This window comes from Pectobacterium araliae (genome assembly GCF_037076465.1).
Taxonomy (GTDB): Bacteria; Pseudomonadota; Gammaproteobacteria; order Enterobacterales; family Enterobacteriaceae; genus Pectobacterium; species Pectobacterium araliae.
Genome location: NZ_AP028908.1, coordinates 2,349,358 through 2,365,005, shown reverse-complemented (window position 1 = coordinate 2,365,005; position 15,648 = coordinate 2,349,358). Strand labels below are relative to the sequence as shown.

Genomic DNA, 15,648 nt, shown 5'->3' with positions numbered 1-15,648 from the left:
GGAGACGTTTGGGGGCTATTTTTTTCCAAACAATGGGAAAAATGTGAATGGTGGGTGCTGGCTGCTTTTTGCATTATCGAGCGTGTTAATCATGAAAGATAACGCATTATCGATCTATACTGAGCATTGCAATTTATCACCCTCACTGCTTAATGATGCCGTCATGCAAACGCGATAGGAAGGTAAACACCATGAGTCAGTCGTTTCCCGATATTGCTTTTTTTCATGAACTTGCCGCGTTAGCCAGTCAGGAAACGTTGCCGCGTTTTCGTTCCCTTGCCGCAAACCAAATTGAGACGAAGCCGAAAGAAGGCTTTCGCTTTGATCCGGTCACGGAAGCTGACCGAGCGGCCGAGCGGGTCATCCGCGAGCACATCACTCGCCATTACCCCGATCACGCGATTATGGGAGAGGAGTTTGGCTTGAGTGGTGAAGGGCCAGTTCGCTGGGTCTTGGATCCGGTTGATGGAACCCGGCCTTTCTTATGTGGCTTACCCGTGTGGGGAACGCTTATTGGTCTGCTGCATCATGAACGCGCCGTGATGGGGATGATGAGCCAGCCGTTTACCGGGGAGTGTTTCTGGGCCGATGGTTCACAGGCCTGGCGTAGCGATCGGCAGGGAGAAAAGCGTTTACGCACGCGCCAAGGCGTGTCACTCGAACAGGCGATTCTTCACACCACGGCACCGGAAGCGGTGAGTATGCATACGACTGTTCGCTTCGCAGAACTCACTGAAAGCACACTGATGACGCGCTACGGCGGTGAGTGTTACGCGATGGCGATGCTGGCGGCAGGGCAGATTGATATCTGTGTGGAATTTGCGTTGCAGCCCTATGACATTGTCGCGCTGATCCCGATTATTGAGCAGGCGGGTGGCATTATTACCGCTCTCAACGGGCAACGAGCGGAAGCGGGCGGCACGGTGGTTGCTTCCGGTAACCCGGATCTGCATCAACAGGTTTTAGCCATTCTGAACGGCACGCGGTCTGTATAACCTCCGACGATGTGAAAGACGACAGCTGAGAAAGAATCATGATGAAAGTGGCACACGTTGCGTTATGGACGGCCGATCTGGCCGCACAGGCAGCATTTTGGCAGGAATTCTTCTCCGCTCAGGTAGGGGAAAAGTATGTAAGTCGGAATCGTCCCGGTTTTGAATCACATTTCGTTCAACTTAGCGAAGGGGCTTCCATTGAGCTGATGACACTGCCCGTGTTGGCAGAAGCGCTAACCAATAAAGAAGGCTGCGGGTGGGCGCACGTCGCGATTTCAGTTGGGAGCAAGTCGGATGTGGAAGCGCTAGCCAGCAAAGCGGCAGAACGCGGCATTTTGCTTGCCCCACCTCGCATGACGGGGGACGGTTTTTATGAAGCGATCGTCAGTGACCCTGATGGTAATCTGATTGAGATAACGTCAGACTAACTCGGGAACCACTTTGTATGCTGCACAAACTGCTCTCATTCGATCGACAACATAGCGCGATGTTGGTTTGTACTGGTGAAATCCGGTTTGGTCCGCCTTATTTTTCGCTATCCATCGATGGCAAAGAACTGGAAGATCGCGTTTTCGGTAAGGCCATGCTGTGGTCGCTGGATTCTCGTTATCTGGCGGTGCAAGAGTGGCTCTCTACGGCGGAACGCGACGGCCCACAAACGGCTTTACTCTGTATTGATGTGCTCGAAGAACGTCAATGCCAGGTTTCTCTGGCGGCGGGAGGATTTATCGTCCCCGTGCGTTTCGAAGACGATAAGTTAATCTATGAAAAACAGTATGTTGGTGCAGAGAAAAACGGTGTCGCGGAATATGAGATCCCGTTTACCACGCTTCCGCACTGGCGTGCACTGCGGCTGCGCTAGGGTTCATAGCTCACCGCATGCGCTTCCGTCGGCGATGGAAGCTCCCATTTCGTCAGCATACCTTGCAGCGTTTTATTGCTCAATGTGGTGTCTCGTTTCCCGTTGCGTCGCAGTAATTCCTGACGCGGACGTTCCAGATAGACGATCTCCACTTCTGCGCCGTAGGCGTAGCACAGATCCAACGTGCGAGTGCGCATTTGCTGGCTGAGATGCGTGGCATTCCACACAAACGGTTCATGCGTTCGTAGCAGTGAACGCGCTTTATCGGTCGCCCAGTGCACCGCTTTTCCTTCATTCTCGCCGTGTTTCAGCCCCAACTCTGTTCGTGCATCGTCGAAAGAAACCACGGGTACATCGCGCCGATGCGTTCGCACCCAGGTGTCTTTTCCCGCAGCGGGTAAACCGCACATCACGGTGACTTTCGAACCTGGTTCCTGAAACAACGGGTAGTCTGGATGAACATCGGCTCCGCGAAAATAACTCAGGCGCGTGTGGGCATCGACAAACGGTCTCGGCTGACCGTAACAGCCTTCCTCTCGCGCCAGTTCGCGGAACAACTCAATACTGTCGAGCACGTGCGCTTGATCCTGACAGATGCGTCCACGCATATCGGCTTCCGCCAGCGTTGCCAGTAGCGGAATGCTCAGATGCCAGGACAATTCGCGAATCGTAAAGATCGGCGACATCCGACGGCGTTCATCCTCAAGGCAGTAAAACGGCACCTGATGCACTGCAATTAATCGGCAAATCGCTTCCCGAATCGCAAACGGAACGCCGGCATCCCACAGCAGCACGCGGGCGTCGATGGCGCCTTTGCGCGAGTGTCCCGGTTGACCGATTTGCCCCGTCACCGGGTCAATCACCGTCGTGCGGTATTTTGCTACGTCATGCAGTAACGCAGCAAAAAACAAAATTTCCTGCTGCTCGCGTGCGGCAGTCTGGAAATCGGGAAGCTGCAATAGCGACTCGACAACCATGATGGTGTGTGTCCAGACGTCGCCTTCGCCGTGATAGCGCGGCTCCTGTGGCGTCTCTTTGGCACGCTGAAGCACTGGGAACGCATCCAGACAATCAGCAAAATCTGGCTGTGCGCCAGAGACGGGGACTAATCCCCTGATGGTATTCCACTCCATGATAGTCATACTCCTTACTTATCGGGCATGGCGGCGAGTGCGTCTAAAGAACGCAGCGTATTCAGCCCCAACATTTCCCAGGATACGTGTGGACAAGGCGCGTACAGGTCAACGCCGTCAGCCAGTTGGTTCGGCAGAATAGGGCGTTGGGAATGATGCGAGCCGCTGTCCAAAATAGTCTGAATGAAGTCATGGCGTACCAGCTTGTAACGTGCCAGTACCTGTTCATCATCTTCCACTTTCAGGTACAGGCCTTCCGAACGGTCCGATTTATCGGTTTGCTGCCAGCACAACGCGAGCGGTAAACCTTCACGCTGCACGGTGGATTCAAACGCCGTCTTCCAGCTCTGACTTTTTGCCAGTGAGCGGTACACCAGTTTCCACAGTAATGCCGGGGTAGTTGGCATCTCCCCAGCATAGAGCACCGGAACGGACAATACGGGTGAACTGGCCAGCATCGCGTGTCGGCGTGCGGTCGATAAAAAAATGCCGTCACGACGATCGTAAAGATCAAATTCGTGAAAATAGTGCGGCAACCGATCATAAAACACGGAATGTTTGCTGTACGCCCATTCGCCGTACATCACGAAGCGATCTTCTAGCAACTCAAGAAAACGCATTTCGTGCGCGGTGGCCCAGAGCTTGAACTGATTGAACTGCCGTTCCCGCGAACCGCCAGCCAGATAGTGGCCGCGTGACTGGAGCAGGAGTTCCGCCGTTTCATTGAAGGACACACCGCTGTTCGCGCCGTCGATCTTTTCTTCAATCACGACGTAACGGCCTGCCAGCGCTTTCAGTGCAATTTGATTCGACGCATCATCGCCGGGCTGTAAACGCGACCCTTCCAGATGAGGGGTACGCGGGTATTTTAATAACGGTATTGAATGTAAATACATGTTTTTCGCCTGCTGCGTTATTGGCGCAGCCAGGCCCATCTACGGTAAAAAAGAGGGCCGACGAACGTGTTCTAGCGCGAGTCTATAAGCTGTCCACTGGCATTCCAGAGGTCAGGGTCGCGGGGGAGGAAGCGGGAGGTTCGTTTTCTGCTCCGCACAATAGCGGGAAAACAGGGAACTCGTACCGCAGCCAACGCTGGCGCAGACTGCGCCGAATCGAGGCTGCTTAATGCAGTCGTCGGCGGTTAGAGGGGGGCTGACGTAAAGGGCACTTTAGGGCTCCACATGGCACATTGGGGTGAGTAAACGGCGCGATTCTAGCGAAGGAATTCTCCGACAACAAGTTTTTGTATAAAAAATGCTATTCTTTCCTGTCGTTGTAGAATGCACTGTCGCGTGTAAACGGGGTAAAAAGGCCTGAGACTATCGACGTCAGCGTGATAAGAATAGCGAGTGGTGAGATAGGGGAATGTACATAATGAAGAGTCGAGGAATATAATGAAAATCAGTGTGATAAAGAAAGGGATTGCGGGTCTGTTACTGCTGCTGCCGCTGCACGGGTTTGCCGAGACAAAAGATCCAGATTTGTTCGTCGGCTATACCACGCAGGATCTTACCGATGCATTACCTGCGCAGCTGTTGAACATGATTCAGCGAGAAAAAGTCGTCGATGCGGCAAACCACATGGTGCAGACCGAGTATGTTGACCCTACGACAGGCAATAAGGCGCTGGTTTCATTGTTCATGTTGCCGCCAGATAGAGATGGTAACGTCCCGATTGCCTCCAAGCCCAGCGATCTGGATGCGGTGATCGCCAGTACCGAAAAAGAGATGCTGCGCCAGCGCATTAAACCCGACCAGCGCGCGGGAAAAATCGACGATGTGACGCCTTTTCGCTGCTTACAAACGATTCTAAATAACAAAGTTCTACATTCGCTGTGTTCGACGCTGATTAAAGGGCGCGTGCTGGAAGTGCAGGCGATCAACACGGTTGAAAGTATTCAGGATGAAGCCGGGTTGAATAAGGTCATCGGGCAACAGAATGAATTCGTTGTCGAGATGGGGAAAACGCTGCTGGCGCTTAAAAAGTAATCCGTACTGACGCTGCAGTGCAGACGTCAGCAGTGACAGACTGCCACGGCTTCTCATCGACATTCCTGAGCGAAGGCGAGTACCTTCGCTTTTTTTGTGCCAAAAATCCCCCGGTTCTCCCTTGCCAGATTCTCAGCGTTCGTGCATAACTGCCAGAGCCAGAGAGTCGATGCCTGAAATTATCATTACGAAACACGATTCATTATATTCATCACAAAACGACACCGGATAAACCCTATGCTTTTGTTACTCGTTTTGGTTGTCATTGCCGTAGCCATCTATGGATGGTCAAAGCAGCCGCAATATGTTTCACCAGAGGTAAAACCTCAACCGGAAAACCCGCTCTTTCGCGATGGTGCGTTTCATAATCCCGTTGCTCGCCCAGCTACAGGTAGCCAAAACCGAATTGCACTGCTGTATCGCTTTCTTTTTGGTAAAGATGTGGGCGCGCTACCGGATACCCGCTTGCCGTCGGAAAAAACCAATCTGCATCAGTTGAGTAAAACGGATAACGTCATCATTTGGATGGGACACTCCAGCTATTTTATTCAACTGGAAGGGAAAACTTTTCTGCTGGATCCGGTATTTAGCGACAATGCCTCGCCAGTGCCGCGTACCAATGTCGCTTTCAAGGGCAGTAATGTGTATTCACCAGAAGATGTTCCCGAAATCGACTATCTGCTGATCACCCACGATCACTGGGATCATCTGGATTATCCGACCTTGAACGCACTACGCAGAAAAATCCGCCGTATCGTCACGTTAACCGGCGTAGGTTCCTATTTTGTAAAATGGGGTTTTCCTCAAGAAAGCATTACCGAAGGCGATTGGTTCAACTGCCTGAAAGAGAACGGTGTGGAAATCCATGTGCTTCCTACACAGCATTTTTCTGGTCGACTTCTTAAGCATAATCAAACGCTGTGGGGCTCATTTGCGCTGATCACGCCACAGTATCGTCTGTATCTCGGTGGGGATAGCGGCTATGGCGCGCATTACAAAGAGATTGCTGCGCGTCTGGGCGGGTTCGATATCGCAATACTAGAATGCGGGCAATACGATCGGGACTGGCCCCACGTTCATATGACGCCGGAAGAGAGCGCACAGGCAGCCAGTGATTTGCAGGCCAAAGCGGTATTACCGAGCCATAACAGCAAATTTAAGCTGGCGCACCACCGCTGGAACGATCCGCTGGAGCGGATTACACAGGCCAGCGAAAATCAAGACTGGCGACTGATGACGCCCCGCATTGGCGAACGCGTTCAGGTTGATAATCCGCAGCAGACGTTTAGTCAGTGGTGGTAGCGGGGCGGAACAAGAGTGAAGCGCGTTGATTGACAAGCGTTTACCCAGAAGAGTATGTGCGGCTTAAATCTGCGTTTTTTCATCCACACTGGCCAAGATAATATCTCTGTGTTGCCACCAGCGGCATCTTGATCGGCTCAGTAGCATTGAATCGCTGGCATTACCGGAAGGTATAGATCGTACCATTCACCAGAACCGGTTGCTGAAACTGGCGCGGGAAGGCAGAAAGATGAGCAGCCGGGATTTAACCCGATTTTCAGCAGACCGGCGTCATGCGATCCTAGTGTGCGTGCTGGAAGAAGCCAGGGCCACACTGACAGACGAAGTGATTGAGCTGCACGAGCGCATGCTGAACAGTCTTTTCAGCAAAGCCAAAAGAACACAGGCCGAGCGCCTTCAGCAGACCGGAAAGCTGATCCAGTCAAAACTGAGGCAGTACATCGATGTCGGTCAGGGCCCGTGATTCCGGTGGCGATCCATGGCTCGCAATAGAAAACATCCTCCCATGGCCTGAATTTGTCGCCAGTCTGGAGGAAACACGCCATCTCGCCAGAAAAAATAATTTTGACCCGCTGCATATTATTACTGAGAAATACAGCACATTACGGAAATATGCCCCGCGCATGTTGTCAGCTTTACAGTTAGTCGCAACTCCGGCGGCACAATCTCTGGCCGATGCTCTGGTTGTGATCAAAGATATGTACCGGAAGCAGTCACGTAAAGTTCCGGCGACAGCTCCGCTTGAGTTTGTCCCCGAAAGCTGCGCAAGGTGGTAATTACACCTGCGGGTATTGACCGGCAGTACTATGAATTTTGTGCGCTCAGCGAGCTTAAGGGGTCGTTGCGCTCCGGAGACATCTGGGTTAAAGGTTCACGCCGCTACAAAAATTTTGATGATTACCTCATTCCCGAAATCGCTGTGGAATACCGTCTATATGGAAAGAGCGGTCGATGCCCTGAAGCGTAAAGGGGTGAAGATCAACGAGCAACTGCTGTCGCATCTGTCCCCGCTTGGCTGGGAACACATCAATCCGACAGGCGATTATATCTGGAAAAGCAACCGGATACCGGCTTCCGGTAAGTTTCGTCGGCTGAGACCAGCTAAAGTCGAAAGGTCAAAAAACAGCCTTGACGTACAATAATTTTCGATATCCAAACTGACCCCTAAACGATTGATGTTGGAATTATCTATATACTTTTTTCGGAAAAGTAATGCCGTTTTTATTTGTTAACGTTGCCATTGATCTCTTCTAGCATGAGCTCTGGAAATTAGAAAGGATAGACAATATACATTCAATAATGTTGCTTATTGCATAAATAGACCTGGATTAAACTTCCTTCTTGTCGAAGCCAGATTACACCTAATCACAAGATGTGATGTTATTCATCACGATCCAGGAATCGTATATGCGCTTAAATAAGAGCCACATCAGTAAAGTTGTATCCGCAATTCTGGTTGCCCAGGCTACTTTTTTTTCATCCTCTGCTTATGTTGCCGCTGCAACAGAAAAATCATTAATTGTCGGACGCTACGCACCGGTAGAATCTCTGGATATTGCTAACGTGTGGGATGTTAGCGTGTATACCGCAGATCAAATTTTTGAACCGCTATATATCGTCGGTAAAAATGGGCAACCGCAGCCGTGGTTAGCCGTGTCTGCCACGCCAGATAGTGATGGAACAACCTGGACGTTTAAACTTCGACCGGGGGTGAAGTTTTCAGATGGCAGTACGTTAAAAGCTGAAGATGTCGTTTTTAGCCTTACCCGCCATATCAAAAATGCGGGTGGGATACCGTTACTGGCACCGATTACATCCATTACTGCGCCAGACCGGGATACGGTTATTATCAAACTCAAAGGCGCTTACCCTGCACTTTTATCAGACATTAGTGCTGTATCCAATGGCATTATGCCTGCTAACTTTGCAGGGCAGACCGAAGCGGCATTTTTCCAACATCCGATTGGTACTGGTCCCTTTGTCCTGGAGTCCTGGGTTCCTGGCGGTACCGTAACTTTAAAGAAAAACAGCCATTACTGGCAGACGAATAAACCCAGGTATGATGAGCTGGCGTTTACCGTGCTTCCGGATGAAAATCAGCGTGTTCAGCAATTACTGGCTGGGCAAATCGACGTCATCGATAATCTGCCTCCAGTACGTTTTGCTGAATTATCAAAAAATCCCGATATTTCCGTAACGCGAAGTGAAAGCTGGGTTATTCAGATATTGCAGTTTAATACGAAAAACCCGCAATTTTCAGACGTTCATGTGCGTCGCGCAGTGAATTTGGCTATTGATCGTAAGGCATTAGCTGATGCAACCAGCTTCAAAACCTCTGATGCCGCGAGCACCATTATTCCGCCTACTGTGGCGTTTTATGACCCAACAACCGCGGCTGTAGATGCAAATATTGAAGCTGCGAAAAAAGAGCTGGCTCTCAGTGCCTATCCTCATGGCTTCTCTACCACAATTTTAACCCCAGGTGGTGATCAGGTTAGGGCGCAGCAGGCGCAGATCATTCAGAGCCAGCTAGGCAAAATAGGTATCGAGGTATCCATTATTTCACTGGATCCTGCGGTCGTTCGTGAGAAAACGCATGCAGGAGATTATGCTCTTAGACTTCAGGAATCCATCAGCGATGTCAGCGATCCGAATATTTTCCTCACCTACCACTTTAGCCCTGATGACGGCGGGTCTGACAGCTACTGGACATTTTATAACAACCCACATCTTACCTCAGTATTGCGTCAGGCTAGTGTTGAACAGGACGTAAAAGTTCGTGGCGCGTTATACCACGAGGCGCAGGAAATCGTGGCTTCCGACGTACCTATTATCCCGCTGGTATATCAAAGCCGCTTAGTTGCGACACGTAGTAATCTCACCGGGATAGAGGCCATTCCTAACGGAGCCACTCGTTTCGACTCTGCCCGGGATAAGTAAATGACGGGTACTCGCAGCATATTATTTCGCCGGCTCATTGAGTCGGCGTTACGTGCATTTCTGACGATTGGTGGCGTGGTTATTGCAACGTTCTTTATCCTGCATATTGTGCCTGGTGACCCGGTACTTATGATTCTGGGTGAACATGCAAGCAACAATGCCGTTCAGGCATTGAGAGAGACTCTGGGGCTTGATCGCCCCATGCTGGAACAATTTACGGCGTTCCTCGTTGGTATTTTCAGGCATGCTGATGCCGGTTATTCTCTGGTCTACCGGGTACCATCCAATGAACTGGTATTAAGTCGATTATCGGTAACGGGGGCATTAGTCTTGTTATCCACGTTATTCACTACGATCGCAGTATGCATACTGGCCACCGTCGCCGCGCTGAATGAAGGAAAAACCACTGACCATATTATTCGTACGCTTTCAACAATCGGTGCGGCCATGCCTGTTTTTTGGCTGGCAATTATTTTAATTACTCTTTTCTCTGTTAACCTTCGTTGGTTTCCGGTGGGGGGCATTGGGCGTCATGGCTTTTTAAATAGCCTTATTTTGCCCGCGATAACGTCTGCGATCGTAACCGCTCCTTTATTAGTGCGAAGCCTGAGAACACAACTTCTGGAGGTTATTAATGCCGAGTTTGTCACGATGTTGCGTATCAATGGACTTTCCACTGCTCGTATCATGTTCAGACACATTCTGCCTAATGCCGCCATCCCAACATTAATTTTACTTGGCATTAATATCAGTGGAATGCTGGGCGGTTCGATTATTCTTGAAAGAGTTTTCGCGCTGCCAGGCATCGGCTCATTATTATTTGATGCCATCGCTAAGCGAGATTTTCCATTAATACAAACGATTGCGCTGTTTTCTGCATTTGGCGTGGTGGTGGTCAGCCTTCTGACTGATATTGCCGTTCGCATGCTGGACCCACGAGCGAGGCTATCACAATGACGAACTTTGCTCACTTCTCAGTGGAAAAGCATGTGCCAGAGGCTCGACAGGCGCGACAATATGTCGACAAACAACTCCCATCCACTCTTATCATCGGTGCAGTCATCACTTCCATCGTGGTGGTCATGGCTGTAATGGCCCCAATACTGGCTACGCACGATCCTATTGCACAAAATTTATCGAATCAGTTGTCGGTTCCTTCAGTGAAACACTGGCTGGGGACCGATTATTTAGGTCGGGATATCTGGTCTCGGCTGATTTTCGGGGCAAGAACGGATTTGAGAATCGCCTTTTTCGCCGCGTTATTGCCTGCAGTCATCGGCACGTTGATGGGGTGCATCGTTGGTTTTATCGGAGGGGTTTTCCAGTGGTTATTGCTACGTATTGCTGACTGCCTGATTGCGTTTCCATTTTATCTGGTGGTGTTGATCGTTGTTTTTGCGTTTGGCTCCGGTGAAACGGGCATCTATGTGGCATTTGCCACTGTAGGTTGGATCCCATATGTGCGTGTAATGAGCGCAGCAACTGAAGCAGCAAAACGACAGGAATGGGCACTCGCAGCACGAGCTGCGGGACTAAGCCAGTTACGGGTCATTTTCGTGCATATTTTTCCTAATATCGTTGCGCAGCCCATCACTATGTTTGTGGTGGATATGGTCTACGTTATCGTCGCTATCATAACGCTAGGGTATTTAGGCTTAGGCATACAGCCGCCTGTTCCTGACTGGGGGGCGATGATTGCAGACGGGCAAGCTTTTGTGACCACTCAGTGGTGGATTCCGGTTATTCCAGGAACTGCCGTTATTATCACCGGGATTGGCCTGTCTTTTCTGGCCGATGGGATGACGCAATTATTGAGGCCTGAAGTATGAACACTCCCTTACTGGACGTTCGCGGGCTACATCTTTGCAGTAAACAAAATCCTGACTCTTCTCTTGTTTCAGATATTACGTTTTCGTTATCGGCAGGCGCTACGCTGGGTATTGTGGGTGAATCAGGGTCGGGTAAGAGTCTGACTTTACGTGCACTTACAAGCGCATTACCCAGGGGAATAAATATTGCTTCCGGAGATATCAAGATAAATGGGATTCACACCATCAAAAATGGCAGGGCGCTCAAAAAAGCGGAGAGTCGTGAGATAGGAATGGTTTTTCAAAACCCGATGAATGCTTTGAATCCACTCATGCGCACAGGAGCATTACTTGCTGAAATACATCGTGTCAATACCGGCGAGAGTAAAGCAGCGTCAAAAGAGAAAGCCGTTGAACTTCTCCAAATGGTGGGGATTTCTGATGCAAGACGCTCCTGTGAGTTTTTTCCACATCAACTCTCTGGCGGACAACGTCAGCGTATTGTTTTGGCTGCGGCACTGGCTAAAAACCCTCGTATATTGCTGTGTGACGAGCCGACAACAGCGCTCGATACATTCACTCAAACGCAAATCGTACAGCTTATAAAATCCCTGTGCCGGGAAAGAAATATAGCCGTGATTTTTGTCAGTCATGATCTCAGCGTGGTCAGTCAGCTCTGTGAACGTATTTGTGTGATGAAAGATGGGGAGTTAATTGAGAGCGGCCAAACGAAAAATGTGCTGAACAACCCGCAACAACATTACACGCGAAAGCTGATTGATTCACAAAGATTGCTTGAAGGAGATAGGTGGTGACGCCGTTATTAAGTGCTCAGGCCTTGTCTGTAAAATACCAGCAAACGTTGATTTTAAAAAATATTAACTTTGATCTGCCGGAAGCAACAATAACAGGGATTGTCGGGAGTTCGGGGTCAGGAAAAACGACGTTAGCGCGTGTAATTACAGGAGAGATTCCTTTTTCATCGGGGCGTTTAGTATGGCACGGAAAGCAACTGAATAACTCCCGCGCCCGAGAGCATCGTCGTCAGATCCAGATGGTGTACCAGGATCCTTATGTTTCATTAAACCCCCGTATAACTGTGGGTAAGATGCTGGCGGAATTGTTGACCTGTATACAGGGCGTTGAAAAAAATGCGCTGATAGGGGAGGTTGAAAAACTGCTCAGTCTGGTGCACCTAAGCAAGGACTTCATTCCCGCTTTGCCGGGGCAGCTTTCTGGGGGGCAGCGGCAAAGAGTGGCCATTGCCAGGGCGCTGGCGGTCAAGCCTTTGTTGCTTGTTGCCGACGAGCCAACCTCCAGTCTGGATGTGTCGATCAGGACCTCCATACTGGATCTTTTCAAAGAACTACGGGACACCCTTGGGTTAACTATCTTATTTATTTCGCATGATCTGCTGGCGCTACGTTATGTGTGTAATGACATCATTGTCATGGATCAAGGCGTATGTGTTGAGCGAAATAATGCAGATCAACTTTTTACTCATCCGGCATCTCAGGCGGGAAAACATTTGATTTCCAACATACCGCGATTGAATTTTAACGGCATAGAATAAATAAAGGCTGGCTAAAAATGGCAGGAAATAATAATTGGCAAATACGTGATAGCCAGGTTTTGCAACATCCAAGTCAGTATCGCAGTGGAGAAAAAATACTGTTGGTTAAAGGTGACGGTGCACATCTTTGGGATGGTACCGGAAAGCAATATATTGATGCTCATGCTGGAGCCTGGCTTGCACAAATTGGGCATGGCAGGCAGGAGATCGCGGATATTGCCGCCCAGCAAATGAGTACACTGGCACATTTTACCATTGCCTGGGATTTTTCTAACTTACCGACTATTGAACTGGCTGAGCGTCTCATTGCGAGAGCTCCCGATAATATCGGTAAAGTCAGGCTGATGAGCTCAGGTTCCGAAGCTGATGATGAAGCATTACAGTTATCACGCCTTTATCATTACCGACGGGGTGAGCCTGAGCGACGGAAGATTCTGGTGCATAAAGGGGCCTTCCATGGGCGTACTTATGCAGGCGCTGAGCTTGCCGGAGGGCGGCTGGGTATTGGAGGGGGAGAGCCGGAAATAATCCAGCTTACTCCTGTTCGTCCTTATCATCCGGAGTTGTATCACGGTCAGCCGCTGACAGATTTTTGTGTTCAGGAGTTGGAAGAGGCTATTCGTGAGCATGGGGCCGAAAATATTGCAGCAATGTTTGCAGAATTAATCGTTGGACCGGGCGGGGTTATTTCCCCGCCAGATGATTACTGGCCGCGTATGAACAGAGTGCTCAGGCGACACGGTATACTTCTGGTTGCCGACGAAGTGGTTACGGCCTTTGGCCGGGCGGGGGCGTGGTTCTCATCCCATGATTTTAACCTCAGACCGGATATCATTGTGCTGGGGAAAGGGATTGCAAGCGGATACATGCCACTTGCGGCCTTATTGCTGGACAAAGACCTGGCTGAGGTGGTTGCGGGTACGGACAGCGGAGGGTCATTTGCCGGGCATCTGGTTGCTGCTGCCGTGGCATCTGCCAGTATTGATATTCTCACGCGTGAAGATCTCATTGTGCAGGGGCGTGCGCGTGGTAGACAGTTCCATGATGAGCTGGCTCCACTGCTGGATGTTCCTGTTATTGGTGAAATCCGTAGTCGCGGCGCACTGGTTGCGCTTGAGTTAGTCACTGACAAAACAAGTCGTGCTCCGCTCTGCGCCAGCAATCCGGATTTGCCTGCCATTATTCGTCGTTACGCCAGACAAAAAGGTGTCATTCTCGGTGTACATGGTGGGGCTATCACATTGGCACCTCCGTTGGTCATCAGCAAAGAGGATGTAAGTAAAGTCAGTAATATCGTTGCTGATGTGGTCACACATGTTAATAACATTAAGGGTCTCATCAGATAAATAATCAGCCATATTCTTTGCTGAGATTAAGTCATGATGAGCTTACCGGGTGACAGAAAATATCTTTCTATCGCTCGGTAAATTATGGCTCATTATTACATTCGTTAATATCCAATGGAAAATAAAAATACCCACATTTTTATGGGTGATATTTTTCCGCTCGTAAACTTTTCGTGTTTTTATCACCTGCAATTAAGAGTGATGCTGTTTAATACTTTCTTGAGAAGACATTGAGAGGTGTTTTTCATTGCGTAAACATACTAAATAGCTTTCCGAAATAATAGATCATATATGGACGTCCCGTGGCGTACAAGTACTGACGTGATACGGTTTGCTGTCATATATCCGGCGTCTTTTTGGGAAAATTTTCCCGCGCCATGATGTCATCCGCACCCTGTTTCCTTATCACTTGACCGGTATTTTCTACCTGGATCTACTTCAGGTTATTACAGGGTTGGTTTACCGTTTTCTCATCAGTGCCTGCAAACTCAGGAAATCTTTTACTTTGTGCCGAACTAAATCATTACTTCATCGCAAATGCCTTATCCATATTGAAATCAACCGGTTCAGACAGCAACCGCCAGACAATACGTGTTAACTTATTTGCCAGCGCCACGGTGGCTTTCATTTTTCCCCGTCGCTCAGTGACATGATTAAGCCATCTTCCAAGACGGTCATCCCGCTTTTGGGCACAGCGCATGACCGCTCTGGCTCCATGAATGATGAGTGTCCGAAGGTCGCAGTTACCATTTTTAGTCATCGAAGTGAGGATGTGTTTCCCGCCGGAACTATGTTGCCGGGGAACCAGACCACACCAGGCGGAAAGTTGTCTTCCGTTAGCAAATTGTTCTGCATCAACCTCACTTAAAAAAGCGGCGGCGATGAGCGGGCCAACACCCGGTATAGTCATCAGTGCTCGATACCGGGGTTGCTGTTGACACAATGCTGCGATTTCATATTCTGTTGAACGAATATATTCATTCAGTGTGTGGATGTTTTCCAATAAAGTGGAAAGCAAATGGCGTAATACCGGAGACACAGGCTTTTCCGCATCTTCAATCAAATCGGGTAATCGCTGTTGCAAAGTGTGTATCCCAACCGGGAACTCGAAGCCCTGCTCAGCGGCCAGAGCACGAATTTGATTGGCGGCGGCGGTGCGCTGTTCGACCATCAACTGACGGGCACAACGCAGCGCTTTGATATCTTGCTGCTCAAGAGTTTTTACAGCAACAAAGTGAATCCCCGGACGAAATGCCGTCTCACATATTGCTAGAGCATCATTGGCATCATTTTTCTGATGACGAGTTAACGCCTTTACATGTTGGGTTGGAATGAGCCGGATGGCGTATCCCATGGATTGGAAAGTCCGCCCCCAGTAATGCGAGGTTGCACAAGCTTCCATTGCGATAAGTGTATCCGGCGGGAATTGACGAACAGTATCTAACAGCTTGCTGCGAGAAACTTTTCGATTCCAGGCAACGGTCCCATCATTCATCCAGACACAAAGCTGAAAAACGGATTTAGCCAGATCGATACCGACGACTTTTATCGTGTTCATGATGTTGTTCCTCTATAAATGGGACGGCTCAACATAAGTGTGGCAGGATTATGTTGAGGAGGGACGTCCATCACATCACTTGGGGGGGAACTCAGTCCAAGTTGAGCGATCTGATCAATCGCTGAATATCCCAAATCACCAAC

At 49.7% G+C, this 15,648-nt stretch carries 14 protein-coding genes and 2 pseudogenes; 13 read left to right on the top strand and 3 right to left on the bottom strand.

The window, feature by feature from the left end:
• Nucleotides 1-191 precede the first annotated feature (191 nt).
• The 3 genes from hisN to AACH44_RS10705 are packed head-to-tail and all read left to right on the top strand — an operon-like array spanning nucleotide 192 to nucleotide 1,857.
• Nucleotides 192-995 carry a histidinol-phosphatase gene (gene hisN, locus AACH44_RS10715; protein ID WP_261849564.1) on the top strand — a complete coding sequence of 268 codons (804 nt, stop codon included), beginning with the start codon at nucleotides 192-194 and terminating at the stop codon, nucleotides 993-995.
• Between the two features lie 41 nt (nucleotides 996-1,036).
• Nucleotides 1,037-1,423, top strand: a complete 387-nt coding sequence (locus AACH44_RS10710; protein ID WP_261849609.1) for a VOC family protein — start codon at nucleotides 1,037-1,039, stop codon at nucleotides 1,421-1,423.
• 17 nt (nucleotides 1,424-1,440) lie between these two features.
• Nucleotides 1,441-1,857: a hypothetical protein gene (locus tag AACH44_RS10705; RefSeq protein WP_261849563.1), complete on the top strand. Its 417-nt coding sequence runs from the start codon at nucleotides 1,441-1,443 to the stop codon at nucleotides 1,855-1,857.
• Here the strand turns inward: AACH44_RS10705 and AACH44_RS10700 are convergent.
• Both AACH44_RS10700 and AACH44_RS10695 read right to left on the bottom strand, forming a co-directional pair.
• The gene (locus AACH44_RS10700; RefSeq protein WP_338659230.1) at nucleotides 1,854-2,999 is read right to left on the bottom strand and encodes an AAA family ATPase; all 1,146 of its coding nucleotides are present in this window, start codon (nucleotides 2,997-2,999) and stop codon (nucleotides 1,854-1,856) included. The two genes, AACH44_RS10705 and AACH44_RS10700, sit on opposite strands and share 4 nt — an antisense overlap.
• A gap of 5 nt (nucleotides 3,000-3,004) precedes the next feature.
• Nucleotides 3,005-3,886, bottom strand: a complete 882-nt coding sequence (locus AACH44_RS10695) for an RNA ligase family protein (protein WP_261849561.1) — start codon at nucleotides 3,884-3,886, stop codon at nucleotides 3,005-3,007.
• Nucleotides 3,887-4,384: 498 nt separating this feature from the next.
• On the opposite strand from AACH44_RS10695, the gene AACH44_RS10690 reads away from it, so the two are divergent.
• From AACH44_RS10690 to AACH44_RS10645, 10 genes and pseudogenes are all read left to right on the top strand, one after another.
• Nucleotides 4,385-4,978, top strand: coding sequence for a hypothetical protein (locus AACH44_RS10690; RefSeq protein WP_261849560.1), 594 nt, complete (start codon nucleotides 4,385-4,387; stop codon nucleotides 4,976-4,978).
• Nucleotides 4,979-5,215: 237 nt separating this feature from the next.
• A complete protein-coding gene (locus AACH44_RS10685) occupies nucleotides 5,216-6,280 on the top strand; it encodes an MBL fold metallo-hydrolase (protein ID WP_261849559.1) in 1,065 nt (354 codons plus the stop codon).
• A gap of 121 nt (nucleotides 6,281-6,401) precedes the next feature.
• A pseudogene (locus tag AACH44_RS10680) lies at nucleotides 6,402-7,193 on the top strand (Tn3 family transposase); the annotation flags it as partial.
• Nucleotides 7,194-7,197: 4 nt separating this feature from the next.
• Nucleotides 7,198-7,422 (top strand): annotated as a pseudogene (locus AACH44_RS10675) (Tn3 family transposase); the annotation flags it as partial.
• 265 nt (nucleotides 7,423-7,687) lie between these two features.
• Nucleotides 7,688-9,220 carry an ABC transporter substrate-binding protein gene (locus AACH44_RS10670; RefSeq protein ID WP_261849557.1) on the top strand — a complete coding sequence of 511 codons (1,533 nt, stop codon included), beginning with the start codon at nucleotides 7,688-7,690 and terminating at the stop codon, nucleotides 9,218-9,220.
• Nucleotides 9,221-10,177, top strand: a complete 957-nt coding sequence (locus AACH44_RS10665) for an ABC transporter permease (protein ID WP_261849556.1) — start codon at nucleotides 9,221-9,223, stop codon at nucleotides 10,175-10,177. It begins immediately after the preceding gene.
• Nucleotides 10,174-11,049 carry an ABC transporter permease gene (locus AACH44_RS10660; protein ID WP_261849555.1) on the top strand — a complete coding sequence of 292 codons (876 nt, stop codon included), beginning with the start codon at nucleotides 10,174-10,176 and terminating at the stop codon, nucleotides 11,047-11,049. Before AACH44_RS10665 ends, AACH44_RS10660 begins: the two co-directional genes overlap by 4 nt.
• The gene (locus tag AACH44_RS10655; protein WP_261849554.1) at nucleotides 11,046-11,843 is read left to right on the top strand and encodes an ABC transporter ATP-binding protein; all 798 of its coding nucleotides are present in this window, start codon (nucleotides 11,046-11,048) and stop codon (nucleotides 11,841-11,843) included. Before AACH44_RS10660 ends, AACH44_RS10655 begins: the two co-directional genes overlap by 4 nt.
• Nucleotides 11,840-12,601, top strand: coding sequence for an ABC transporter ATP-binding protein (locus tag AACH44_RS10650; protein WP_261849553.1), 762 nt, complete (start codon nucleotides 11,840-11,842; stop codon nucleotides 12,599-12,601). The genes AACH44_RS10655 and AACH44_RS10650 overlap by 4 nt, the downstream gene beginning before the upstream one ends.
• Nucleotides 12,602-12,618: 17 nt before the next feature.
• Entirely contained in the window at nucleotides 12,619-13,947 is a 1,329-nt protein-coding gene (locus tag AACH44_RS10645) for an aspartate aminotransferase family protein (protein ID WP_261849552.1), read from the top strand.
• A 523-nt stretch (nucleotides 13,948-14,470) separates the two neighbouring features.
• Here AACH44_RS10645 and AACH44_RS10640 read toward each other — a convergent pair.
• Nucleotides 14,471-15,505, bottom strand: a complete 1,035-nt coding sequence (locus tag AACH44_RS10640) for an IS110 family transposase (protein WP_261850241.1) — start codon at nucleotides 15,503-15,505, stop codon at nucleotides 14,471-14,473.
• Nucleotides 15,506-15,648 lie beyond the last annotated feature (143 nt).

Excerpts from the sequence above, each read along its gene's own strand:
- AACH44_RS10670 (WP_261849557.1), top strand. The coding sequence starts at position 7,688 with ATGCGCTTAAATAAGAGCCACATCAGTAAAGTTGTATCCGCAATTCTG.
- AACH44_RS10640 (WP_261850241.1), bottom strand. The coding sequence starts at position 15,505 with ATGAACACGATAAAAGTCGTCGGTATCGATCTGGCTAAATCCGTTTTT.
- AACH44_RS10655 (WP_261849554.1), top strand. The coding sequence starts at position 11,046 with ATGAACACTCCCTTACTGGACGTTCGCGGGCTACATCTTTGCAGTAAA.
- AACH44_RS10690 (WP_261849560.1), top strand. The coding sequence starts at position 4,385 with ATGAAAATCAGTGTGATAAAGAAAGGGATTGCGGGTCTGTTACTGCTG.
- AACH44_RS10660 (WP_261849555.1), top strand. The coding sequence starts at position 10,174 with ATGACGAACTTTGCTCACTTCTCAGTGGAAAAGCATGTGCCAGAGGCT.
- AACH44_RS10705 (WP_261849563.1), top strand. The coding sequence starts at position 1,441 with ATGCTGCACAAACTGCTCTCATTCGATCGACAACATAGCGCGATGTTG.
- AACH44_RS10645 (WP_261849552.1), top strand. The coding sequence starts at position 12,619 with ATGGCAGGAAATAATAATTGGCAAATACGTGATAGCCAGGTTTTGCAA.
- AACH44_RS10695 (WP_261849561.1), bottom strand. The coding sequence starts at position 3,886 with ATGTATTTACATTCAATACCGTTATTAAAATACCCGCGTACCCCTCAT.
- AACH44_RS10665 (WP_261849556.1), top strand. The coding sequence starts at position 9,221 with ATGACGGGTACTCGCAGCATATTATTTCGCCGGCTCATTGAGTCGGCG.
- AACH44_RS10685 (WP_261849559.1), top strand. The coding sequence starts at position 5,216 with ATGCTTTTGTTACTCGTTTTGGTTGTCATTGCCGTAGCCATCTATGGA.
- AACH44_RS10700 (WP_338659230.1), bottom strand. The coding sequence starts at position 2,999 with ATGACTATCATGGAGTGGAATACCATCAGGGGATTAGTCCCCGTCTCT.
- hisN (WP_261849564.1), top strand. The coding sequence starts at position 192 with ATGAGTCAGTCGTTTCCCGATATTGCTTTTTTTCATGAACTTGCCGCG.
- AACH44_RS10710 (WP_261849609.1), top strand. The coding sequence starts at position 1,037 with ATGAAAGTGGCACACGTTGCGTTATGGACGGCCGATCTGGCCGCACAG.